At 49.5% G+C, this 23,249-nt stretch carries 21 protein-coding genes and 1 other annotated feature; of the genes, 17 read left to right on the top strand and 4 right to left on the bottom strand.

Features of this window, described 5'->3' with window-relative positions:
* Nucleotides 1–97: 97 nt before the first annotated feature.
* The 4 genes from EL645_RS07635 (at nucleotide 98) to EL645_RS39170 (ending at nucleotide 3,029) form a co-directional block, all read left to right on the top strand.
* Entirely contained in the window at nucleotides 98–997 is a 900-nt protein-coding gene (locus EL645_RS07635) for a DUF790 family protein (RefSeq protein ID WP_161977209.1), read from the top strand.
* The gene (locus EL645_RS07630; RefSeq protein ID WP_161977208.1) at nucleotides 925–2,088 is read left to right on the top strand and encodes a DUF790 family protein; all 1,164 of its coding nucleotides are present in this window, start codon (nucleotides 925–927) and stop codon (nucleotides 2,086–2,088) included. Before EL645_RS07635 ends, EL645_RS07630 begins: the two co-directional genes overlap by 73 nt.
* A 138-nt stretch (nucleotides 2,089–2,226) precedes the next feature.
* Nucleotides 2,227–2,865, top strand: coding sequence for a hypothetical protein (locus EL645_RS07625; protein ID WP_126549466.1), 639 nt, complete (start codon nucleotides 2,227–2,229; stop codon nucleotides 2,863–2,865).
* A 26-nt stretch (nucleotides 2,866–2,891) separates the two neighbouring features.
* Nucleotides 2,892–3,029, top strand: a complete 138-nt coding sequence (locus tag EL645_RS39170) for a hypothetical protein (RefSeq protein WP_161977207.1) — start codon at nucleotides 2,892–2,894, stop codon at nucleotides 3,027–3,029.
* 145 nt (nucleotides 3,030–3,174) lie between these two features.
* Here the strand turns inward: EL645_RS39170 and EL645_RS07615 are convergent, their stop codons facing one another.
* Entirely contained in the window at nucleotides 3,175–3,456 is a 282-nt protein-coding gene (locus EL645_RS07615; RefSeq protein WP_126549464.1) for a hypothetical protein, read from the bottom strand.
* Nucleotides 3,457–3,966: 510 nt separating this feature from the next.
* Between EL645_RS07615 and EL645_RS07610 the strand changes: the two genes are divergently transcribed.
* On the top strand, nucleotides 3,967–5,235 hold the full coding sequence (locus EL645_RS07610; RefSeq protein ID WP_126549463.1) for an AI-2E family transporter: 1,269 nt from the start codon (nucleotides 3,967–3,969) through the stop codon (nucleotides 5,233–5,235).
* Between the two features lie 270 nt (nucleotides 5,236–5,505).
* Here the strand turns inward: EL645_RS07610 and EL645_RS07605 are convergent, their stop codons facing one another.
* Both EL645_RS07605 and EL645_RS07600 read right to left on the bottom strand, forming a co-directional pair.
* Nucleotides 5,506–6,165 carry a potassium channel family protein gene (locus EL645_RS07605; RefSeq protein WP_126549462.1) on the bottom strand — a complete coding sequence of 220 codons (660 nt, stop codon included), beginning with the start codon at nucleotides 6,163–6,165 and terminating at the stop codon, nucleotides 5,506–5,508.
* A gap of 113 nt (nucleotides 6,166–6,278) precedes the next feature.
* The gene (locus EL645_RS07600) at nucleotides 6,279–6,707 is read right to left on the bottom strand and encodes a potassium channel family protein (protein ID WP_126549461.1); all 429 of its coding nucleotides are present in this window, start codon (nucleotides 6,705–6,707) and stop codon (nucleotides 6,279–6,281) included.
* 162 nt (nucleotides 6,708–6,869) lie between these two features.
* On the opposite strand from EL645_RS07600, the gene EL645_RS07595 reads away from it, so the two are divergent.
* From EL645_RS07595 to EL645_RS07555, 9 genes are all read left to right on the top strand, one after another.
* A complete protein-coding gene (locus EL645_RS07595; protein WP_126549460.1) occupies nucleotides 6,870–7,934 on the top strand; it encodes a lipid II:glycine glycyltransferase FemX in 1,065 nt (354 codons plus the stop codon).
* A 277-nt stretch (nucleotides 7,935–8,211) separates the two neighbouring features.
* Complete coding sequence (locus tag EL645_RS07590) at nucleotides 8,212–9,114, top strand: TolB family protein (RefSeq protein ID WP_161977206.1); 903 nt, start codon at nucleotides 8,212–8,214, stop codon at nucleotides 9,112–9,114.
* Nucleotides 9,060–9,434, top strand: a complete 375-nt coding sequence (locus EL645_RS07585) for a TolB-like translocation protein (protein WP_161977205.1) — start codon at nucleotides 9,060–9,062, stop codon at nucleotides 9,432–9,434. The genes EL645_RS07590 and EL645_RS07585 overlap by 55 nt, the downstream gene beginning before the upstream one ends.
* Before the next feature lie 64 nt (nucleotides 9,435–9,498).
* Complete coding sequence (locus EL645_RS07580) at nucleotides 9,499–10,779, top strand: peptidoglycan DD-metalloendopeptidase family protein (protein ID WP_126549457.1); 1,281 nt, start codon at nucleotides 9,499–9,501, stop codon at nucleotides 10,777–10,779.
* Nucleotides 10,780–11,010: 231 nt separating this feature from the next.
* Nucleotides 11,011–12,426: a sensor histidine kinase gene (locus EL645_RS07575; protein ID WP_126549456.1), complete on the top strand. Its 1,416-nt coding sequence runs from the start codon at nucleotides 11,011–11,013 to the stop codon at nucleotides 12,424–12,426.
* A 203-nt stretch (nucleotides 12,427–12,629) separates the two neighbouring features.
* Nucleotides 12,630–12,899: a PLD nuclease N-terminal domain-containing protein gene (locus EL645_RS07570; protein ID WP_126549455.1), complete on the top strand. Its 270-nt coding sequence runs from the start codon at nucleotides 12,630–12,632 to the stop codon at nucleotides 12,897–12,899.
* A gap of 423 nt (nucleotides 12,900–13,322) precedes the next feature.
* The gene (locus EL645_RS07565) at nucleotides 13,323–14,666 is read left to right on the top strand and encodes an acyltransferase family protein (RefSeq protein ID WP_161977204.1); all 1,344 of its coding nucleotides are present in this window, start codon (nucleotides 13,323–13,325) and stop codon (nucleotides 14,664–14,666) included.
* Between the two features lie 171 nt (nucleotides 14,667–14,837).
* A complete protein-coding gene (locus EL645_RS07560; protein ID WP_126549453.1) occupies nucleotides 14,838–16,007 on the top strand; it encodes a thiolase family protein in 1,170 nt (389 codons plus the stop codon).
* Between the two features lie 233 nt (nucleotides 16,008–16,240).
* On the top strand, nucleotides 16,241–17,200 hold the full coding sequence (locus EL645_RS07555) for an aldo/keto reductase (protein WP_126549452.1): 960 nt from the start codon (nucleotides 16,241–16,243) through the stop codon (nucleotides 17,198–17,200).
* Between the two features lie 523 nt (nucleotides 17,201–17,723).
* On the opposite strand, the gene EL645_RS07550 is transcribed toward EL645_RS07555, so the two are convergent.
* Entirely contained in the window at nucleotides 17,724–18,218 is a 495-nt protein-coding gene (locus EL645_RS07550; RefSeq protein ID WP_126549451.1) for a hypothetical protein, read from the bottom strand.
* 570 nt (nucleotides 18,219–18,788) lie between these two features.
* Nucleotides 18,789–19,090: a binding site (T-box leader), on the top strand.
* 44 nt (nucleotides 19,091–19,134) lie between these two features.
* On the opposite strand from EL645_RS07550, the gene metX reads away from it, so the two are divergent.
* The 3 genes from metX (at nucleotide 19,135) to EL645_RS07535 (ending at nucleotide 23,199) form a co-directional block, all read left to right on the top strand.
* Entirely contained in the window at nucleotides 19,135–20,274 is a 1,140-nt protein-coding gene (metX, locus tag EL645_RS07545) for a homoserine O-acetyltransferase MetX (RefSeq protein WP_126549450.1), read from the top strand.
* 23 nt (nucleotides 20,275–20,297) lie between these two features.
* Complete coding sequence (locus EL645_RS07540; protein WP_126549449.1) at nucleotides 20,298–21,626, top strand: homocysteine synthase; 1,329 nt, start codon at nucleotides 20,298–20,300, stop codon at nucleotides 21,624–21,626.
* Nucleotides 21,627–21,717: 91 nt separating this feature from the next.
* On the top strand, nucleotides 21,718–23,199 hold the full coding sequence (locus tag EL645_RS07535; protein ID WP_126549448.1) for an aspartate kinase: 1,482 nt from the start codon (nucleotides 21,718–21,720) through the stop codon (nucleotides 23,197–23,199).
* The last annotated feature ends 50 nt before the right edge of the window (nucleotides 23,200–23,249 follow it).

Here is a 23,249-nt window from a genome sequence, read left to right as displayed (position 1 = left end):
AGTACATGTGTGGCCCGGCGCGACGAATTATGTGGTCTATAAATATTCCCGCTATAATAGAGTGTGGCGGATGTCATTTCTATGGAGGAGTTGTTTTGTGCGCTTTAGTTTACAGGATATCAGAAAATCGGTGCAGCGGCGTGGAGGCCAGCTGGCGGTCTCGCTCCATTTTTTGCGGGCGGGGGAGTTGCAGGAAGAGATTGCGCGCCTGATCGCCTATCATGAGCGCTTGCTGGGTCAACCACAACGGTCATTTGTGGCGGATGAGGCCAGGGCGTTGATTGGAGAATATCGGCTGGCCCATTGTTTGATTGCTACTTTGAGCCACTGGTATAACTGGAGACAGCGCGAGTGGGGAGGCATCGTAGCACAAATGGGAGGCAATGAGGCGTTGCAGGCCGTGGGTTCTTCGGTCCAGTTACGCCTGGCCCTCTATACCTATGTTAACGAGCACTATCATGGTTTTTTAAGTGCACAGCAGCGCGCCGAAGCCTTGCAGGTAGTTGCCAGTTCTTATGCACTATCGAGCAGTGATCTGGAATATCTGCTGGTTTTAGATAGCGAGGATGAAGCTATTTTGACGCGTGAGCTCGCGGGTCCGCCTACGGTTGAAGACGTGATGGCCCTCTATAATCAGTGGACCTTTGAAGCTGCTCTCTTCAATGCCTCAAGTGTGCATTTTGTAATTGATGTGATGGCCTTCAATCGCGCTGAGAGCCCCCAGAGTGCCTTGCAGAATCCTACTGCGGGCATCGGTGCCGTTATTAAACGCCTTTGCTTTCTCGCACGTCGTCTGGGCGTCTATTATGATCTGGAGTATGAGCAAGCCACGCAGGCTTCACTGACTGGATCGGCTCCATCTCCAATACTACATTTGACGTTATATGGACCTCAGGAAGTAACGGGGGCGCCCAGCAGTATGGATTGCGCCTGGCCCGTCTCTGCCGCTTTTTGCTGGGCTATAGTCAGAAAGCGGGCGCGAAAAAACCACAGCTGACGCCCGGTATTGTTGAGGCTGAGGCCCGCGTACACTTCTTACAGCGCGCTTATACCTTTGCGATGGATGCCAGGTTGTTACAATTGCTGCCTCAAGTGGGCGAAAAAGGTCAGGATCAGCTCGTGAGCGATCCATCGCAGCTTTTTGATAGCAGCATCGAGCAGAACTTTTCTGAGGCATTCTTCTCACTGGCCAGAAACCATGGGGTTGATGGCTGGCAACTAGAACGTGAGCAGGAACCGTTACTGCTGGATAAAGGGATCTTTCTGCCTGACTTTGTGATGACACGAGGTACGCGGCGCATCCATTTTGAGATTCTAGGCTTCTGGACTCCTGCTTACCGCGAGCGCAAGATTCAGAAATTGCAATTTTTGCGTGGCCGTAAAGATCTGGTGTTAGCGATACCTCTGGATGCCAAAGAGGCTTTTCGCGTCATTGCTGATGACTTCCCTGTCGTTTATTACGAGGGCCAGCTTTCTGTGATGGATGTATTACAGGTGCTGCAAGAAACATATGATGATTTCTCCGCGCGCCTGAAGCTTCTGGACAGGACACAGATTCAGCAGCTGGCTCGGCGGCAAGGTTTTATTCCTGAGCAACAATGTTATACCCTGCTCCACTGTTATCGTCGCTCCGAATTAGCGCAGGCCGCGGCCCTGGTCTGTGCGCAGAATGCTGAGGATCTCGCCTTTGTACCTGGACTGGGCCTCTATGCTCAGAACTGGTTAGAACAGCTCAAGCAGTCATTTCTCTCCTGGTTAGAACAAATACCAGCCCATTCAGCCAGCTGGCATGAAGCCTTGCAAAAATTGCGCAGCCTCTATCCAGAACTTCAGCAAGCCGCGGATGCGACACTTGAGACATTGGTCAGTTTGTGGGACGAAATACATATTCAGCGCGCCTCCATCTTTGATGTCACCATTGAACTACTGGCAGCTCCGTCTGGGGCAGTTGATTCCGAGCCGCTTGCGTCCGCAGAACCGGAGCCATTAGAGCAGGAAGCTGTCCGGCCCGCACGTGAGCGGCGCGCGGCAACCAGAAAGCGTTCTAAAAAGCCTTCAGAGATAGTACAAGGAGACCTATGGGGATGACGATACATACAGATTTTCTGAGGCATAGTATTTTTGTTCCAATTTTTGTTGACAGGTTTGGTCGTTTCGTGTACTATGGAAGAAGATTAGAACAGAAGTTCGGAGTCTCGTAAAACTTAATGAGAGGACGGTAGCAATGTGGAGCAGAGTTCGTATGTGCGTGCAACCAGGCGTGGGTCAACCCAGCAAGGGCCAGCCATGCCGGATATTTTCGATGAAGAATATGATGATATCTGGCCTTCATCTCGTTCGTCGAGTAGCGTAAGACGCTATCGCAGTGATGTACAGACAGAGACCGGGCGACCTCGTGGAGATGAACAATGGTCTGCTTATACTGACCCCCGCGTCTCGCGTCCAACAGGAAAGAATGCTGTGCCCGCGCGCCGTACTGCCAGCCATCCCCCCGTATCTTCTTCAGCCAGTCGGCGCCAGGTAGATACTGAAGACGTGGGAGTGCCTGCCCGTCGCCCACGTCCCACCTCTGTTCATGATGAAGCTCGACGTATGCATTGGACAGTCTATGCTGGCCTCGCTATGATTAGTATGATGGTTGGTTGGATGATTTTAAGTGGCGTGGCCCATTGGTGGCAGGGGGTGGAAGATGATTGGCATTATGGTCGTCCACGGACATCCCAAACAGATCAGGTAGTCGGGCACCATGACTCAGCCTCTAATCCCAGTCATTTTATTGCCATGAATCTTAATCGCCATATTCAGGTAATCGAGTTCCAGGGGGCGACGCGGCGAACGCCAAAGTATATGTGGGGCCTGTCTTAGTAGGGGCCGACCAGGATCTGGCACCTGTGACACTGACGTTTAAAGATGTGAATGGTGATGGCAAATTAGATATGATTGTGAATGTCCAGGATAGCCATTTCGTGTTTCTGAATGATGCCGGTCAATTTCGTTCTCCCCGCCCTGGAGAACATATACAATTCTAAACCCGGCCTTTTGTCAGGCCATATCTTCTCTGATCTGACCCTTCTGCTCTCTCCGGTGATATATACAAGTTATATATAATTGGCACCATCCCACACAGCAGTGTCGCGGATTGGTGCCATCTTTTGTATGTAGCGTGCATATTGTTTATCTCAGCGATTTTTCTAGAACCGCTTCGTTCACCGTCCGTTCTGAATACACTGCTGATGTTTGGAGAGCTACAGAATTTCTTTTTGGTAGCTGTGATGGCACGGCCTGGGTAATCGTCGTAGAAACTGGTCGCGCAGTTACGGGTATGCTGGTTTCTACCAATGACTCAGGTGATCGTTTCAATGCCAGGTAGGCAAAGACGATTGTCCAGGACACTAGAAACAGCAATAAAATAGATAACAAAAGTTCAGCAGGTGTGATTGCTACGTGTATACCCACGGGCACATCCTCTTTCACGTTGCTCCCGATTGAAGCAAGATAAGATTACCAATTTGTAATAAACACAAAAGTAATTCGACGACTTTTTTTGGTATAAGCCCATTGTTCAGGATTTTAACCGAGCAATTGGCTTTGCGTTCTACCTAAAGAAATGACGACACATAAATAAATAAAGTTTCAACATATGTATATGCCGGCAGTGGTATGCCTCTGCTGTATATTGTTTCTCGAACGCTATTCATTTGGCAACTGAACCTTACTTTATGGCTGTTTTGACCACATCTTTTTATGCTGTTTGGTATGTATCGTTTTCTATTCGTTCTAATACTGTGCCTCCTTCTTACAATGAATAATTAGCAATAATTACCTGACTTTTTTTATGACATGAATTTCATATATGTATTATTCACTTTCAATAACTGTACAGGCTTGTTCTTTTATTGGAAACCTGTCACAATGACGGCGGAGGATACTTAGCTGAGATTTATCAATTACGAGGGCTAAAAGTATATGGATCACATTAACTGGCAGAGGACCCGCGATATACTTCTGAGTATAGTATGTCTGGGTATTATCTTATGGGCGGTCTGGGTGTTGCTAGGGCAGTTTGTTGAGGCGATTGTTGTTCTCTTGCTCTCCATGGCGGTTGCTTTTCTACTAACCCCTATTGTCAACTTTATGGGAAAATATGGTGTGCCGCGCATTGCTGCGGCAGTTATTACATATATTGTCGTTTTAGGAGCCATTGTCGGTCTGGCCTATGAATTGGTATTCTCTTTTGTATTACAGGTCAACACTTTCTCAACCACCATCTCTGATTTCGCGTTTTCTTTACCTGACACATTTAAAGTTACCATTAATTCTCTGGTTCATGTCGGTATCCCCCATTCACAAATTGACGGAGCGATCGCACAGGTGCAATCGCAGGTCTATGGATTTGCCACCGCTCTAGCCGGAAATGTAATTTTAATTGTGACCAATGGCGTCAGTGTTTTTCTTAATGTATTGTTAGTGGCAGTACTAAGTTTCTATCTGACCCTGGACGGAAAGCGTATCCGTGATAGCCTGGTGAGCATCTCCCCCAAAGCATGGCTTCCCAATGTACTCCTCTTTGAAGATGCCTTAAACCGCGTCGTAGGAAACTATATCCGTGGGCAATTAACGCTGGCACTTATTATTGGTGTGGGAACCAGTGTGATCTGCCTGGTCTCAGGTCTGGGCAATTACGCCTTAATCTGTGGTGTGCTGGCCTTCCTGTTTGAGACCATCCCTATGGTTGGGCCTGCCCTGGCTTCAATTGCACCTATCCTGCTCTCGCTATTGTTGGGAGAGCCACAACTGGCTTCTCGCACTATTCTGATCATTGTACTATTCGTTATTATGCAGGCTCTCGAGAGCAATGTACTGGGTCCCAGAATTGTGGGACATGCAGTTGGTCTGCATCCCGTCGCGGCAATCCTTTCTCTCCTGGTTGGAGCCAAACTCTTTGGGGTCTTTGGTGCCCTGTTGGCTACACCTATTGTCGCCGCGGCCTGGGTGGTGGTGGCCAGTATTTATCGTTCAGCCAGAGGTGAGACTGCGGATCAGATTCTGGCACGCAAACGTGCTCCCTGGACGATCAGGCGCCCAAATCTTCCAACCAGGGGTAGTAGGGAACAAACCAAAGATCAGCTACGTTCGCGCGTGCGGGTGGATGAGCGCTTAGAGGATGAGAGCAATACCGAATATATACGTTCGAATTATACTACACTAGACAGAAAAGATGATTCCACGCTCTGAAGATCTTTGATGCGCAAAATTTACTTTATGTTGCAGAAAAAGCGTGCAGTGTGTTTTATTCCTATGACCATCACGATGGCATAGCTGACCAGCCTGGGGCGCTGACGCCAAATCTTGTTGTATATGTTGCAGAACATGAGCATTTGCTCATGTTCTGCAACATATACAACATTTTGTGAGCGCCACGGGCGCGAACCGTCAAGGGCTGCAGGCACGAACAGCATGTGCGCCCGTGGCCGCCTGCAGATAGTAGAAGAAATCAAATCCTATCTATGCGTTCCCAAAGGTTTTGCGTAGTTCTTCTTCGCCTTCGCGGTTGACCAGGGCATAGATTTCATCATTTGCTTCAATGGTCACATCCGCTGTTGGGATAATTGGTTCATCGCCACGGATAATCAGTGCCAGGTTACTACGACGAGGTAGATTGATCTGACTCAATGGTTTGCCAACTACCGGTGATAGCGAGGGGACCACGATCTGGATGATTTCGAGGCCAGCCCGCTTGAGGTTCATCAGGAGTACAAAACGCTGACCCGGCAGCTCAGACTCGATCAACGACAGAATAGCCTTGGTTGGACTGACGGTAACGTCAATGCCCAGGCGCTGAAAGAGCTCTTCGTGTTTGGGGTTATTCAGACGAGCAATTGTGCGGCCAACATTGAAGCGTTCCTTCGCCATCTGGCAGATGACCAGATTATCTTCATCTTCACCTGTGACCGCGATTACTGCGTCCGCCCGGCGTGCACCGGCATCTTCCATGGTGCGTGCCTCGCAGGCATCGCCTTTGAGCACTGATTGGCCTAGCTCTTCTGAGAGCGTTTGGAAGCGTCGATTCTCTTTTTCGAGAAGCAAGATTTCGTGACCTTGTTGGAGCAAATACCGTGTGAGGTAGTAGCCGACATCGCCACCTCCCCCGACAATAATATACATGTGTGTGCCTCTCTCCTACTCTCTTCCTGTGTGTATTGTGATTGGTGGGTTACTCACCCCTGCATCCTTCCAGGTGATGCACTGGTTCGTAATCATAGATTGCCCACCCTGTTTTAGTTTTTATTAGCGGGTGTGGATGCTTTATTTCCAGTCAGCGCATCAGAGACAAGGCCCGAGATGATCTGGGTGGGGCAAATTGTCTCTAGTCCGAGTTCCCTGAATGTTTGCTCACGCAGGGGATCATAGATGCGGCAAACAACTTTTTTGATGTTAAAGATCTCCTTGGCGATCTGGGAAGCCATGATATTGCGATTATCGCCATTGGTGACGGCTGCGAACGCGTCCGCGGTCTCCAGGCCAGCGCGGCGCAGTGTTTCTTCATCTACACCATTACCGACAATCTTTTCTCCTTTAAACTTAGGACTCAGGCGTTGAAAGGAGTCACTACTATTGTCGATGACTGATACTGTATGTCCTGCTTCATCCAGTTGTGTGGCAAGTGTTGCACCAACACGACCACAACCCAGGATCACTATGTTCACGGATTGCCTCCTATCGGTCGAATGACCGCTTCTTAGGATAGTTAGGTTGTAACCCAAATATTATAGCATGTAGGGACGTTTCTGTTATGGCTAGTTGCTACTATAGTTGAGGACAATGTGGAGTATTATATATACCAATGACTAAGTGAAAGAGTGGATAATATGGTAACAGAGTCAAAATCTCAATTTACTTCGGATCCTTCGCGCTACTCGTTACGCGTTATGCCCGAGCAGCGGCGTGCTGAGTGGGATACCTTTGTGGGCGAGCATGCTTATGGTCATTTTCTGCAGAGCTGGGGCTGGGGAGAGCTGAAAGCGACCGCTGGTTGGTCCCCATTGCGCGTGGCCTTATGGGATGGTGAGCAGATGGTGGCGGCGGCCCAGATCTTGCGTAAGACGGCGTCGCATGTGCCTTTAGCCCTGGGTCACCTGGCATATATCCCACGTGGACCAGTAGTGGATTGGCGGCAGCCCGAGCTAGGTCGTATCTTCTTTACGCAGCTGGATAACTATTTGCGTAAACAGGGAGCAATTGTGCTACGCTGGGAACCAGATGTAGAGGTTGGTACTGCTGACGGCGAAGCGGTGGCACTTTTTACTAAACTGCAAGGCGCGAAACCTGTGCCAGCCGTCCAGCCTGGCCGCAGTATTGTACTGGATCTGGCGCCCGATGAAGAGCGCTTGCTGGCACAGATGAAGGAGAAATGGCGCTACAATATTCGCCTTGGTGTGCGTAAAGGGGTCCAGGTCCGGATCGCTAGCTCTATTGAAGACGTACAGGCCTGGTATACACTCCTACAAACCACTGGTGACCGTGATCAGTTTGGCATCCACAGTCTGGCTTATTATCAGCGCGTCTGGGAGCTCTACGCTCCAATGGATAATCTGCGTCTCTTGTTAGCCGAGCACGAAGGACAATTGCTGGCCGGTATTGTGGTAGTAGTAATGGCTGGCCAGGCTATTTACCTCTATGGTGCTTCCAGTAATCAGCAGCGACAACTGATGCCGAATTATGTCCTGCAATGGGAAGCTATTCGCTGGGCCAGGCAGCGTGGGGCCCGCCTCTATGACTTCTGGGGCATCCCTGCCACGGATGCGGAAGAAGAAGCCATGGCCGGTGTCTATCGCTTCAAACGTGGCTGGGGCGGACGCATCATCCAATATCCAGGTGGCTATGAACATGTCTACCGACCACTTTTAATGCAAATAGCCCGTAGATTTCTCTAGTACTATTATCTCATCATTACAAATGTATATTTTTCAATAGGCTATGCCGTTACAACTGCCACTGAGCACTCTTTTCACAAAACTGGCCCCGAGCGGCCTTTACTCCTCGGGAAGGTCCCTTTGACCTTCCCATAAGTCCCGCTTTGCCTGTAAAGTGGGACGTGCCCTGTTCTGCTTTTCTGTTCAGTCGATTGGGATTGTATGAGTCATTCCAGGCTTATTCATGCTATGTCTATGTCACATTAGCTTCTGAACTGATGCGGAATTGGGAATGCTTATGAACAGAAAAATCTTGTTACCTTTTCTGATATTGTGCATCGTAACAGTGATTGCTGGAGGTATCACAGCGTGGAAGCTCTTTCCGCTGTGGCAGACTTCTCCGAGCATCTCTTCTAATGCCTATATCTATTACACTTTGAAAGATCCGCGTGGTTTTATTCTGGCTCGCTCACCTAAAGGACCGGATGGACAACCTTTGAAGAGTCCGCAGCCGCTGCTACCTCTGGGAGATAGTTTTGGGCTGGTTGAATCCGACTCAGTACTTTCTCTACAGTTGTCGCCAGATGGCAATTATCTGGCAATTGATGGTAATCGGGATCATGGCGAACAGGTCTGGATGTATGCGGTTCAGTCAAATACCATCTCTTTTAAACCTGATGCAGTGATGGGAAATTTTTTGCGCTGGCTGCCCAATGGGAATGGACACACTTTCCTCTATCGTCCAATGCTTCCCCTGGGACCCAGCGCGCCATTGGATGGAGGCAGCTGGAATCCGGGCTTGTGGACGGTGGATGCTTCCAGTGGGGCGCATACCAATATGGATATCGGCACCGTGGCTGCCAATCTCATTGATGCCGTGCCTTCGCCAGATGGCTCACGCATCGTTTACTCAACGACGGTTGGGCTGGGCATGGGGAGTGATGCCTATCTCATGAATAGCGATGGCAGTAATCGTACGCACCTCTTTACTACTACTGGTCTGGAGTCTGTGGCTGGCCTGTTTGCCTGGTCTCCTGATGGTAAACGCATTGCCTATGAGCGCCTGGCCGATAGTCCGGCCCCTTCCTTACAGCGGGCCTCTGGACCATGGATAGTAGTGGTGGTCAGCAGGAGCGCCTGGCCGATGTGGATGGTGGACATGGTTATCTTCCCAACTGGTCGCCCGATGGGCATAAATTAGCTTTTGTGGTGCGAACTAATACCAGCGATCATCGGGCCGATAAATCTTACCAGGCTTTGCAATGTGCCATTGGTGTTTTTAATCTGCAGACTCACCAGGCGCGCCTGGTGGCGACGCCTGCGCAGACTGGCCAGCAGTGGAATATTAATCCCACCTGGTCTGCACAGAGTGATCGCGTCACTTTTACGGCTTTAAATCCGGTGAATAACGTTTTGGGTGGCATGCCGCGCTACTGGTCCGCTCAGATCAATGGGTCAACCGGCGAAACGCAAGTGATACCCATTTCGCCCATTTTCTCGCATGTAGTGGCGTGGGGATAGCTGGTCGTAGTGCTGCGGGAATATGCTCCAATGCGCTTCCCTAGTGTAAAGAAGTTCAAGTACTATGAAGTTTCTACACTTTCGACAACATTTATATCCATTGTTGCTGGTTATGCTATTGATGAGTTTGCCTGTTTTTGCTCTCTGGAGCGATGGAGGCGCCTGGCTGAGTGGCCTGTCGGGCAGCAGCGCTCTGGCGGATTCAATGCAATATCAACAAGTCTTACCTTTTATGCATCGCCCTTATTATGGATATCGAACTATCATGCAGCGTACCATCTCGTTTGTGGACCATGATAAGCCCTGGTATGCCAATGATGGCGTCTTTGTACGTTTTGATGGCGTCTCCTGGCGCACCTCTGTCTATGATTGCGTGGCCCGTCTAAGTTGCTATGATGGACATAATGGCTACGATATGGACTTAAAATTTGAGCCAGTCTTGAGTGTCGCATCCGGCAGGGTAATTCGGGCTGGTTGGTATAATGCCGTCAATCATAATTCATCCTTTGGCTTATGGGTAGCCATTGACCATGGCAATGGTATCGTCACCTCATATGGTCACCTGAGTTCTATCCTGGTTGGTGATGGAGATCAAATTGGCGCTCAATGGCAGATTGGCACCAGTGGTACAACCGGGGCATCTACGGGTCCACATTTACACATGTCTGCTTACTACCTGCCGGACTGGCGGGCGACCGACCCCTTTGGCTGGCGTGGTCGCATGCGCGATCCCAATATCGTACGCGATAACTACCTCTGGGTTGATGCGCCGGCAACTCGTACCGCCGTGCCTTACCTGGGTGGACCCCGTGTCTATCCTGGCGCGATCCTGGTGGATGATAGCAGTCGGGGATGGAGTTCGACGGGCTACTGGCGCAAGAGCGTGTTCGGAACCGATATCGGTGGCAGTTTACATTGGACAACCACGGGTGAGGCGTATGCTATGGCTACCTGGCGTCCAATGATTCCAGCCGATGGCTATTATGAGGTCGGTGTCTATGTCGATGATACCCACGCCACCAGCAGCTGGGTGCCCTATACCGTCCATAGCGCCAGCCCGGGCAATCCAGCTGTACAGGCAACCCATACCATCCGCGTTGATGAATCGCATATCGGCATCTTTAATGGACCATTTGGCATCGTCAACACAGGGACACAGTGGGTCAGCCTGGGAACTTACTACTTCCGCCGTGGCACGACTGGCAACGTTGTGTTGAGCAATGTTACCGGCGAGCTTGGCACACAGGTAGCCGCCGATGGTGTTGAGTTTGTCCCTGCTGCTGGTGGTTACAATACGCCCAGTAGTGGTGCCTATATTGGTGGGGATCTCAATGTACAGCCTTAAAAGATGCACAACACATCTGTTGTCGACTTGCATTGTGAGTGTAATGAATTCCTGTGAAATGCATGTAGCTAATAAGCGGCCTCTGGCTATCGGAGGCTGCTTATCATTTCGATGGGGGGAACGAACATTTAGCATATTAACTACCAGAAGAGGTACGCAAATACTAGATATATTTAATGCAATTATGTGATCTCTGTAGACTATAAATAGGTAACAATAAGGAGCAAAGCTATGAGCGGAGATGGCAAAGACCGCCAGCATACAGCGCATCTGAATGGCTCTATGCTCTCGGTTGAGAAAGCAGAGCAGGAGGTGGGTGGAGGAGAGAGAGAGCAGCAGATAACTCAGGATGTACGGCTCTATGCCCAGGAAACGCAGCGAGCACAGAATGTACTGGATTCATTGGAGGCTTTGTCAATGGCGCTAGCACAACAACAGGTGGCCTCTGGTGAGTATCGGCCGGCTAATCTGGATGAGCATGATAGCGCGCAAACCTCTCTAGTGGACCATTGTATCGAATGCATCAAACATAGCCTGGGTTGCCATTTTGTAATGCTGGCTGCGTTTCATCAAGAGGAGAAACTGTTTACGCCCTTTGGAAGTGCTGGCGATGCTCCCTCGTATACCCAATATTGGGGTGGAAAAGTCGCTATTGATCTGTTGCTACAGGATGCCGCTCAGTTTCAACGCCTCTGCCAGGGTGAGGTGCTGGTTCTGGATAGACCACACGCTTCAGATAATAATCATCTCATGTATAGGGTGATCGCTCCTATGCTGCAGCAAGATAGTTTGCTTGGGATTCTTTTTTTGGATTATGGTAGTGTTCCCCCCTTACTATTAAGTTCTGAATTAGCTTTGATCCGCTCTTTGAGTTGTATGCTGGCCTTCGTGATACAAAGGGATCGTGAGCTGCGGGAACATGAGCGCATTGTGTGTAGTCTTCAAGCTTCCAATGAGGAACTGATGTATACCAACACAATGAAGACAAATTTTATCGCCACTGTTAACCACGAATTTCGTACTATTTTGACGGGTATTCAGAAGTGTAGTGAGATTATTCGTGACCATGAGCTTGGTCTGGAAACTCTTAAGGAGTTCGCCATCGATATTCATACCGATGTTCGGCGCCTGTTGCGCATGATCAATGACATGCTCGATTTAGAACGCATTGAGTCACGCCAGGTAGATGTTTGTCTGGAGTGGGTAAATTTGAACATGATTATCGCTGGTGTCGTCAAAAGAATGCATTTTATTGCTCCTCATCACCACATAACGCTCAATTTGACGATTGCTATTCCGATTCTACTTGGAGATAGGGAAAAATTGACCCTGGTAGTTTCTCACCTGTTGAGCCACGTTATCGAAAGCACCCCCAAAGGCAGTATTATTACCGTTAGCAGCCATGTGGAAGAGAATATGGTACATGTGAGTATGCACAATCAAGTTCGGGGCCCGCTGGCTGATAGTCTTACTTATCTCTTTGCCAGTTGTACCCGGCCTGAACATGCCCAGAAGAGCGCGGAAACAGAAACAGGCAGGGACCTCTCGGCCGCCCAGCATATTGTGCAGATGCATGGTGGCCAGATCTGGTCCGAGAATAGTGCGCAACATGGCCTGGCCCTCCACTTTACCATCTGTTTTGCTTGAACGTGCTACACATGATTTGTCCATTGTTTCCCATTGAAGCTAGCTTTACCCTTCCAGATTGCAACAACTTGCCTTTATGGACCGTACTATTACTAGTAACAGCTTGCAGATATGCATATAAAACATATGTAAGGATTCACATATTGATGTCAGCGTATGCTGAAATAATAAAGCATACTATGTCTGTAATAAGGAGATGAAATATGTCTGAGAATCGAGGTTGTGCTACCAATTCTCTCTTGTTCCTACTTATTGTCTTTGTGCCATTAGTGGGACATATCATTGAAAGTGTTTTTATCCTGGAAGATGATCACTCTTCTTTAGGAAAAGTGTTCTGGTTACTTATCATCTGGTGTATTCCTTTTCTTGGACCATTCCTCTACCTGATCTTTGGTCAGCGCCCTGTCAATCGTGCGCGTGTCACGTTTGGGCAGCCAGCCTATAATCCTAATCCCTATCAACAGCGCTACTAGCTATCAATAAAGTAATCGCAAACAATAAAAAGGCACTATCACTCATGTGAATAGTGCCTTTTTATTGTTTGCAGGTTCAAATAAGATAGATCATTATTGGCACTAACCTCTTTCCCTCTTTTGGGTTTACTCGGAGAAACCGTTTCATGGTACGAGTAAGACATCCTCTGACTTTTGGGCTAAGCTATTCAGGTTCTCTTTTTCATTTACTCCTCTCTGACAGTAATATATGACCATAGAAGCTTTTGTAGTAATATTTACCAATTTTACTAATTCATAAATGTAATATGATTTTTTTAGCTTTATTGAAGATAAGGCATGATCAATCATTCGGCGTTTGTGGGTAGGCCAGGAGCCTGTAAAATATGGCGGAGTGATGTGCTCTTTGCTGAAGAAGTACATCAGGCAAAGAAAGGTTGTATTTTGTACGATAGAGAACACACAGCTGTAGTATCCCACGATGAGCAGATGAATTTAGTGGCTCATACCCCAAAGATAGCCCAACAAGAAAAGGGTGAAGGCATATTAAAAGGTGAACATAAAAAGAACATCGCGGTATTAGACGGGGTACGTGCCTGTGCGATTATCGCTGTCATGGCGTTTCATATCAATTTGATGGCCCTCAATGATTTATGGGACCTGCCACATCATCCTTTCGCCAGCGCGCTGGCTACTTTTGGAGGTTCCGGAGTAACCCTCTTCTTTGTCCTCTCCGGCTTTTTGCTATTTCTGCCTTATGCGCGGGCCTTATTGTTTCAGGCTAGCTGGCCCTCTGCGCGCCAGTTTTATCTGAAACGTGCCGTACGTATTATTCCTGCCTACTACGTGGCATTATTTCTAATTGTGCTGATTTTTCAGCAGAAATACTTGCAGCCAGACAGGTGGAAGCAGCTGTCACTCTTCCTTGTTTTTTTTATGGATTCATCACGAGCCACCTTTCGGCAGTTGAATGGACCTTTCTGGACGTTAGCTATTGAATGGCAGTTCTATATGCTGCTACCCCTGTTAGCGCTGGGTTTTTTACTGATCGCCAGGCGCTTGCCATCCCTGCCCGGACAACGCTTGTTTGTGATGCTGGGCTGCTGCGGACTTGTGATTGTCTGGGGCTTAGTTTTACGCCTGTTGGGAAACTCATCTCTGGCCCAACACCAGACATCGTTGATTGGCAGGGCACTTCTCATTTTTCTCTATGGTGTGCAAGGGAAATACCTGGAAAATTTTGCCATTGGTATGATTATCTGCCTCTGTTATACTTATGCCTGGCATGCGGAAAATGGCGTAATTATTCGTCAACGATTTAGACGTGCTACTCTGCTTCTCGGCGCCGGTGGTGTGGCCTTATTGCTTTTTACGGCCATCTGGCATTTCAATGTGCTGCATATGCAATTGCCCATCTTCGCTTTTATGGATATATTGACCCCACAATTTAACTGGCTCAATGAAATGATTATTGCGGTTGGGTATGGATCTTGTATGATGGCGATCCTCTTTGGACCTGTCTGGGTGCAGAGCCTATTTGCCTGGCGACCATTATGTTGGATTGGCTTTATCTCATATGGGCTCTATATGTGGCATCTACCCCTGCTGGATTTTTTCAATCATAAGATTTTGCCACAAATTCCGGCGTTTAGCCATGTGGGTCTCTATCTATCGTACTGGTTATGGCTTATCTTGATCGTAATGCCGATTGCTGTTGCTTCGTATCAACTGATTGAGAAGCCCTGTATACAATTTGGGAGTCGTCTGGCCAGAAGATATGCCAGCTAGTTGCAACAACCATGCCTCTGGATGCGCTCAGGGCTATACTGTTTTTCTGTTCTATAAGTTCATCGAGATCGCTTGTTTGTGAAGGCTCTATGTGGCTTACTATATTTAGCAAGTAATACAAGTGCAAAGACAGCAAGATGGTTATGAGCAGTATAGAGAAGGAGAAACGCGATGGCGCGAGAAGCAGTCATTGTTGAAGCTGTACGGACGCCAATTGGCCGCCGAGGTGGCCAGTTAAAAGATTGGCATCCAGTTGACCTGTTGGCCCATGTTCTCTCTAGCCTGGTTGAGCGTACCCATGTGGACCCCAGCTTAATTGATGATGTGATTGTTGGTTGTGTGAGCCAGGTTGGTGAGCAGAGCCAGAACATCGCCCGCAATGCCGTGCTGGCGGCGGGTTTTCCTGAGTCAGTGCCTGGTACAACTATCGATCGACAATGCGGCTCCAGTCAGCAGGCCATTCATTTTGCCGCTCAGGGAATTATCAGTGGCGCTTATGATATTGCCATCGCGGGCGGTGTCGAATCGATGACACGCGTCCCCATGGGTTCAAGCGTACAGGGAGTTGCCTTGCCGTTTGGCTCACGAATGGAGCAACGCTATCAGGGCAAGCTGGTACCTCAGGGCATCAGTGCTGAACTGATCGCGCAGAAATGGGAGCTGAGTCGCACTGACCTGGATACGTTTAGCCTGGAGAGCCATCGACGGGCGGCCCAGGCCGCCGCCGATGGCCGTTTCTCCGAGCAACTGATACCGGTCCCGGTCGTATCCCCTGAGGGCGCCAGGCAATTATTTGAGCGTGATGAGGGGATTCGTGTGGATAGCAGTCTGGAGAAGCTGGCGAGCCTGAAAACAGCCTTTAAGCCGGATGGTGTGGTAACGGCGGGCAACTCCTCACAGATCAGCGATGGGGCCGCCGCCACTTTGATTATGGAGCGCGCTACCGCCGAAAGACTGGGATTGCGACCTCGCGCCCGCTTCGTCTCTTTTGCCCTGGCCGCCGATGATCCCATCTTTATGTTAACCGCTCCTATTCCTGCGACCCACAAGGTGCTGGCAAAGGCCGGATTGACGTTGGCTGATATGGATTTGATTGAGATTAATGAGGCTTTTGCCAGTGTTGTGCTGGCCTGGCAGCGTGAAACCGGAGCGGACATGCAGAAGGTCAATGTCAATGGTGGCGCCATTGCGATTGGCCATCCCCTGGGGGCATCCGGGGCGCGTTTGATGACAGTGCTCTTACACGAGTTGGAGCGACAAGGTGGACGCTATGGCCTGCAAACCATGTGTGAAGGTGGTGGTATGGCCAACGCAACGATTATCGAACGCATCACCGACTAGTAGCTGACACGATGTGACTGTGATAGCCACAGTCACATCTTTTTTTATGCCAGGTTTTGGGATAGTGTATGAATGTACCAGAAATGGCTAATATTGATGAGGCATACCGGTTGTAGCGGGAAACCAATGCAGGGGTAGCTACGTGAAACATAGATTGATAACAAATTGGATTGGTCCAGGCTGCATTGAATCAGATGCATGTGGCCTGGTTGCTGGAAAGAGGGTATATAGCGATGCGCTATCGAAAATTGGGCCGTACCGGACTGAAAGTTTCAGCTCTATGCCTGGGGACCATGCAATGGGGGTGGACGGCGAATGAAAGCGCTGCCTTTGAGGTTATGGATGCCTTTGCCGAAAAGGGTGGTAATTTTCTAGATACGGCCGATTTTTATTCACGTTGGATACCAGGCAATGAGGGTGGCGAATCTGAAAGTATCATTGGCCGCTGGCTACAAGCGCGCCATAAGCGCAGTGAGATTATTTTATCCACCAAGATATACCAGCCAATGAGCGATGATCCCAATAGCCGTGGGCTCTCGCGCAAACATATTCTAGAGGGGGTAGACGCCTCCTTACGCCGCTTACAGACTGATTATATTGATCTCTACCTGGCCCATGCCTTCGATGCCGATACCCCCATCGATGAGACCTTGAAGGCTTTTGATGATCTACAGCGTATGGGCAAAGTGCGTTATGTGGGCGCCTCAAATTATCCAGCCTGGAGACTGATGGAGAGTCTGTGGAGCGCCGATGTCCACGATACGGTACGCTACGATGTTTTAGAGCCACATTATAACCTGGTGCATCGTGCCGAGTTTGAAAGTGAGCTGAAATTGATCTGTGAACAGTATCAGATCGGCGTCATCCCTTATAGCTCACTGGCGGGTGGCTTTTTGACCGGTAAATACAAACCCGGTGAAGAGAGTCAGGGCGCGCGTGCAAACTCGATTGCCAGAAATTATAACTTCGAAGCCGCCTGGCGCACTGTTGATGTCGTCCAGCGTATTGCTCAGGAACTTGAGACCACGCCAACCGCTGTCTCGCTGGCCTGGCTGCTGGCCCAGCCAGTAATCAGCGCCCCCATCACCGGGGCTAATAACACTGATCAGCTGTTTCACAGCCTGGAGGCTGTTGACTTAACATTGTCCCCCGAACAGATCGCAGCCCTCAATCAGGTCTCTTCCTGGGATTAAACAAGAGAGTCTCAGAGATCTTTATGCTTCTCATTATCGTAATCTATCCAGGTGCTCTGTTATCGTCTATTTTCATACAGCGCGAGTTTTATTGCTTTAAATAGTGTTTGCGGACCTTATCTGGCTCATCTGTGTATAGTGCGGTGTATCCACAGTCCACACAACTTACGGGTACAACTACTGTGCCAGATAGTATGCCGGTTGAAATAATATTATACTGAGACGTTTGATATTTTGTGATCACGCGTTGTCCTCCACATTCGGGACATGGCCTGTTCGCCGCCTGCTCTATTTTATCGTTCATGGTAGTCCCTCCATTTGCCTGTTTACATCCTTATGTTGGATATACTTTTCTACACTTTATTGTACACGAAAATAGTGTAGAGATTCTCTCGTTTATATAGCTATTTTTGGTGATGAATATGAGATATAAGTATAAAATACAACAGGTTGCCTGTGTAGTGCAGTTTGACCAACCAAGTTGTAGACATGTCGCTATCCAGGCATTCATCAAAGATTGCTATCACTGATTGTTTGTGCCCTCTTGTTTTTTGTGACGCAATTTGCTTATTTTTATGCTTCGCCTGATCACCAAAAACACTATTATAGTCACTGTTGTAATAATTGTTCGCCCGGCCGCATCTTCTAATGCTTTTAGTAAGGTCCAACCAAAGAGTAGATCTACCAATGTTAAAAGAATGAATAGGACTACACAAAGTATGATGAGCAAAATTGTGGTTCTTTTTCGGCCAAATGGCATATTTTTACTCCATCTGAATTTACTATTGCTTATTTCTAATACGCATTTATCTTTCCTATCGATGAAGTGCTGCGTGGGGGGCTGAACTTTGTGCAAATTTGCCGATATGTGTACTTTGTACACACCTTTGTTATGGTGGGTGTCATTCATATTTTTGCGGAGAGAAACGCGCCAAGAAAAAGGGGCATGTTCACGTAGGTGCTGGGCTTGCCCCAGCTTTGCCGCGAAGCGGCTCCGTGCCCGGGCGCGTGTGTTCATTTCCAAACATCACCTTCACAACGAGCGTTGCATCACCAGACAGGCTCACCAATGTCTTAGCATCCGTTTTTTGGGAAAAGGAAAACGCCTTTGGGCAACGTGGGCGCCCGGGAGCGGGCCGCTTCGCGGCAAAGCTGGGGCAAGCCCAGCACCTACGCGAGCCTTTTCGTTTTTCTTCCTCGTTGCACAAATGTGAATGACACCCTGTTATGGTTGTGCCCTTGACAGCGCCGGACTTGCTTGGGTATACTACTCACTAACGTTACGATATGAATTTCAAACCAAAGCAATAACAACAATAATGCAGTAGAACTGCACTCATAACGTAGAGTGAGGAACTGCTTCAAACCAAAGCAATAACAAAAGAACATACTATAAGCAGTGTGATTGGAGATACGGCCTGTGAAGCCGCAACCCGCTTTGCAATGTAGCAAGCAGGGTGCCAATTCCGGTGGGACATGGATAACATGTTCCGCAAGATGAGGGGAACAGCAATGTAGCGGCCCCCCTAGAGTGGGGCTTTTTTGTTACCTGTTTCCTGGAATCTGGTGTACCTTACAATTGAAAAATAGAATTGCGTTGAAGAGGAAGAGTAAATGTGAATGGGCGGCTACAGAGAGTTGGTGGTGATGCGATACCAGCGCCGTACCGGCATTGAATATGGCCTCTGAGTTGCAGATTGAACCCTTTTGCGAGGTAGTAGATTGTGCCGTGAGCTACGTTATAGCTGTAGTGTTATTCATTCTCGTTAGCTGGTTGATGGTATGGCTTGGGGAAGAGCCACGGGCAGGATAACACTCGTAAAGGTTGATGCCGTGAGGTGTCAATAGATCAGGGTGGTACCGCGAAGACGTTTACCCCTCGCCCCTGCAGGGTGAGGGTTTTTTTGTTCCTTTTTCCAGGAAGGGAGTATGGCATGGTAGCGCAATTAGAATATGTGAATCGAGTGAAAACGCAGACAGAGAATGAAGTGTTGACATTCACTTTTGATCAGCTTTTGTTGCAGCGAGGCGGACGTCTGGGTCCGGTGACGCTGTCTTATGAGACCTGGGGCGAGCTAAATGAGACGGGCGATAATGCGATTTTGATTACGCACGCTCTGACCGGTAGCTCGCATGCCCATGATGTCGAAGATCCTGAGAATCCGAAGGCTGGCTGGTGGAATCCTCTGATCGGTCCTGGAAAATATTTTGATACGGCGCGCTACTTTGTGATTTGTTCCAATATCATTGGTGGCTGTTCCGGCAGTACCGGACCTTCTTCAAAAAATCCTTTGACCGGTCGCCCTTATGGTATGCGTTTCCCTGTTATCACTATTCGCGATATGGTGCGTGCCCAGTATAAGCTGGTTAAGCATCTGGGTGTGCGGCGGCTGGCGATGGTGGCCGGTGGTTCTATTGGGGGACAGCAGGCCCTTGAATGGGCGGTTACCTATCCCAACCTGGTGGAAAAAGTAGCTGTGATTGCAGCTTCGGCGGCTGTATCGGCCCAGGCGATTGCTTTTAATGAGGTGGCACGCCAGTCGATTATGGCTGATGCGGCCTGGCAATGTGGTGATTATCTACCTGGCCAGGGACCCGCCACTGGATTGTCGATCGCACGTATGCTGGCGATGATTACCTACCAGAGTGAGGAGTCGATGGAACTGCGCTTCTCGCGCAATCCGGCCCAGCGTGAGCATGTGACCGCTCCAACCTTTTCACCTGAAATGGGTGGCCGCTTCGATGTTGAAAACTATCTCTACTATCAGGGTGATCAATTAGCCCATCGTTTTGACGCTAATAGTTATCTCTATATCAGTCGGGCGATGGATCTTTATGATGTCAGTGAAGGTTATGCCTCGCTTGAGGAGGCTCTTGGGCGCATTCAGAGTCAAATATTACTTGTAGGTATTCGTTCAGATTTTCTCTTCCCAGCGTCACATGTGCGCTGGCTGGCTGATAAAGTGCAAGCTGTTGGAGGCGATGCGCGTTATGTGGAGGTGGATTCTCCGCATGGCCATGATGCGTTCCTGAAAGAATGGGACAAGCTGGCCGACGCTCTTCGTCAATTCTAACTATAGAAGGAGAAAGAAATCTCATGGCATTAAACAGTAATCGTAGCTATGGTTTTGAAACATTGTCCTTGCATGCTGGACAGGAAACTGCTGATAGTGCGACTGGTGCACGTGCTGTTCCTATTTATCAAACCTCTTCTTATGTCTTTGATAGCCCTGAACATGCGGCGAATTTATTTGCCTTAAAACAATTTGGTAATATTTATACTCGTATTATGAATCCTACCCAGGATGCCTTTGAGCGTCGCATTGCTGCGCTGGAAGGTGGCGTTGGGGCATTGGCGGTGGCTTCAGGCCAGGCGGCTGAGACGCTAGCTCTGCTCAATATCGCTGGCGCTGGCGATGAGATTATCTCGTCGGCCAGTCTCTATGGTGGTACCTATAATCTGTTCCACTATAGTTTCGCCAAGCTGGGCATTAAGGTCCATTTTGTGGATAGCCGCGATCCTGAGAATTTCCGTGGTCTCATCAATGAGCGCACCAAGGCGATTTATGCGGAGACGCTTGGCAATCCACGTCTGGATACCCTCGATATTCGCGCGGTAGCTGATATTGCCCATGAGCATGGCTTACCCCTGATCATTGATAATACCCTGCCTACCCCTTACCTGGTGCAGCCTTTGAAGCATGGTGCTGATATCGTTGTTCACTCGGCGACCAAGTTTATCGGTGGTCATGGCACTTCAATTGGTGGTGTGATTGTGGATGGTGGCAAGTTTGATTGGGCGGCCAGTGGTCGCTTCGCAAGCCTGACCGAGCCTGATCCTTCGTATCATGGTGTGCGCTATGTAGAGGCTGTGGGCCCGCTGGCTTACATCATCAAGGCGCGCGTCCAGTTATTGCGTGACCTGGGTCCAGCTACCACGCCTTTCAACTCCTGGCTCTTCTTGCAAGGTCTGGAGACGTTGCCGTTGCGCATGGAGCGCCACAGCCAGAATGCCCTGCGGGTAGCAGAATTCCTGGAGCAGCATCCCGCTGTGAGCTGGGTTACCTATCCTGGCCTGAAGAGCCATCCACAGCACGAACTGGCACAGAAATACTTCACCCATAGCGGCTTCGGTGCGATCCTGGGCTTTGGTATTAAGGGTGGCCTGGAGGCTGGCAAACAGTTGATTCGCCATATTGAGCTGTTCTCGCACCTGGCTAACGTTGGTGATGCGAAGTCCTTGATTATCCATCCGGCCAGCACCACCCATGCTCAGTTGACGCCTGAGGAACAGGTGGAGACGGGTGTTACCCCTGACTTTATCCGCCTCTCAATTGGATTGGAGACGGTTGATGATCTGCTTGAGGATCTGGATCAAGCTCTGAAGGCTGCGGTAGCCGATGTTGGTGTTGCTCTTAATGCGTAGATAATCCAACTTCAGGGCCTGGTGGTTAACTCGCACATACGAGCTTTGGCGCCTTGCCCTGAAGTCGTGTTATGAATGTTGGTGGTGTGTAATGGAACAATCTGTCTGTGTCTTAAAATTTGGTGGTACATCGGTTGGAAGTGGAGAACGCATTCGTCGTGTTGCGTCCATTGTTGCTGATACTCTGAATGATCCAACAACCCCTTTTCCTGTGATTGTGGTCTCGGCTATGTCTGGTGTCACAGACCAGTTATTGCGTATTGCTCGTTTTGCCTGCTCGGGTGAGAGCGAGTCCTGCGACCAGGAGCTGGTGGCGCTACGCCAGAAGCATCTGGATGCGGCCGCCCAGGTTACCCAGGCTGGTGAAGAGCGCGCGCGCTTACTGGATGAGTTAGAGCATGCGCTGGAACGCCTGGCTGAAGATGTGCAAACCTTGCGCAAAGCAGCGGCTAGCGGTGATATGGTCCATCTGCGCACGGCAACGGTAGCCTCGTGGGGTGAGCGGCTCTCTATTTTGTTGGTGGCTGCGGCTACCCGTACCTATGGTGCTCCGGCGGAAGCAGTGCGTAAAGAAGTGATTATTACCAGCCATCCTCCGCATGATCCCTCCCAGCCCTTTGGCGTCGTAGAAGGTGCTGATCCTCTGCTTGAGGAGACGCGGGTGAATGCCCATGTATTAATTCATCCATTGGTTGAGGCTGGTATTGTGCCGATTGCCGCTGGCTTTATGGGACGAACCATTACAGGATTTGTTACCACTCTAGGAAGAAATGGATCTGATTATTCAGCGACCGTGATTGGCGCGGCCCTTGATTGCGTGGATGTTTCAATTTACACAGACGTTGATGGTGTGCTGACGGCCGATCCGCGCCTGGTTGCCAACACCCGCTTGTTGCCACAGCTATCGTATGCGGAAGCAGCGCGCCTCTCCTGGTTTGGAGCGAAGGTGCTGCACCCTCGTACCCTGATTCCTATTGCACATCGCAACATACCTGTCCGTGTTCGTAATTCCTTCCGCCCGCATATTCGCGGTACGATCATTGGCCCGGTAGGATATGCGCAGAGCGGGGCGGGTGCGATCACTATTCGACGCAACCTGGCCTTGATTACGGTGGAGAGTACCGATCTCTTTGGAGCTCCTGAGAATGCCGGACAGGTTTTTGCCCTGGCAGCCAAGGCAGGGGCTGCTCCCGTGGCTATCTGTTCTTCTTCCGGTCATCATTTATCCTTCGTGGTAGATGAAAAAGCTGCTGACACGGTGGTAGCATTATTGCAGCATAATATGGATACCTCGCTCTGGTCTGTCTCGCTGCGCCGTGGTCTGGCGGCCTGCGCCTGTATTGGTTCAGGTTTTACCAATGATCCGATGAGTGCTGGTCGTGCCATTACTGCCCTGGCCAGCGAGCGCATCCCGGTTGTGTCTCAAGGTGCTTCCGAGCAGGGCATTACCTTAATTGTTGAGGACCGTTCTAGCGAGCGGGCCCTGCGTTGCCTGCATCGAGATCTGATCGCGCCGGTGATTCCGCTGGTGCGCCATCCTGCGACCGGTAAAGAGGCGCGGCGCAAAGCCTGATATATTCTCTATATAATGGCGATATAATAGCAGCGAAATATAGCAAGCAG

Source organism: Dictyobacter kobayashii, from assembly GCF_003967555.1.
Lineage (GTDB): Bacteria > Chloroflexota > Ktedonobacteria > Ktedonobacterales > Ktedonobacteraceae > Dictyobacter > Dictyobacter kobayashii.
The sequence above is the reverse complement of the archived record's forward strand: the minus strand, read 5'-3'. Positions and strand labels throughout refer to the sequence as shown.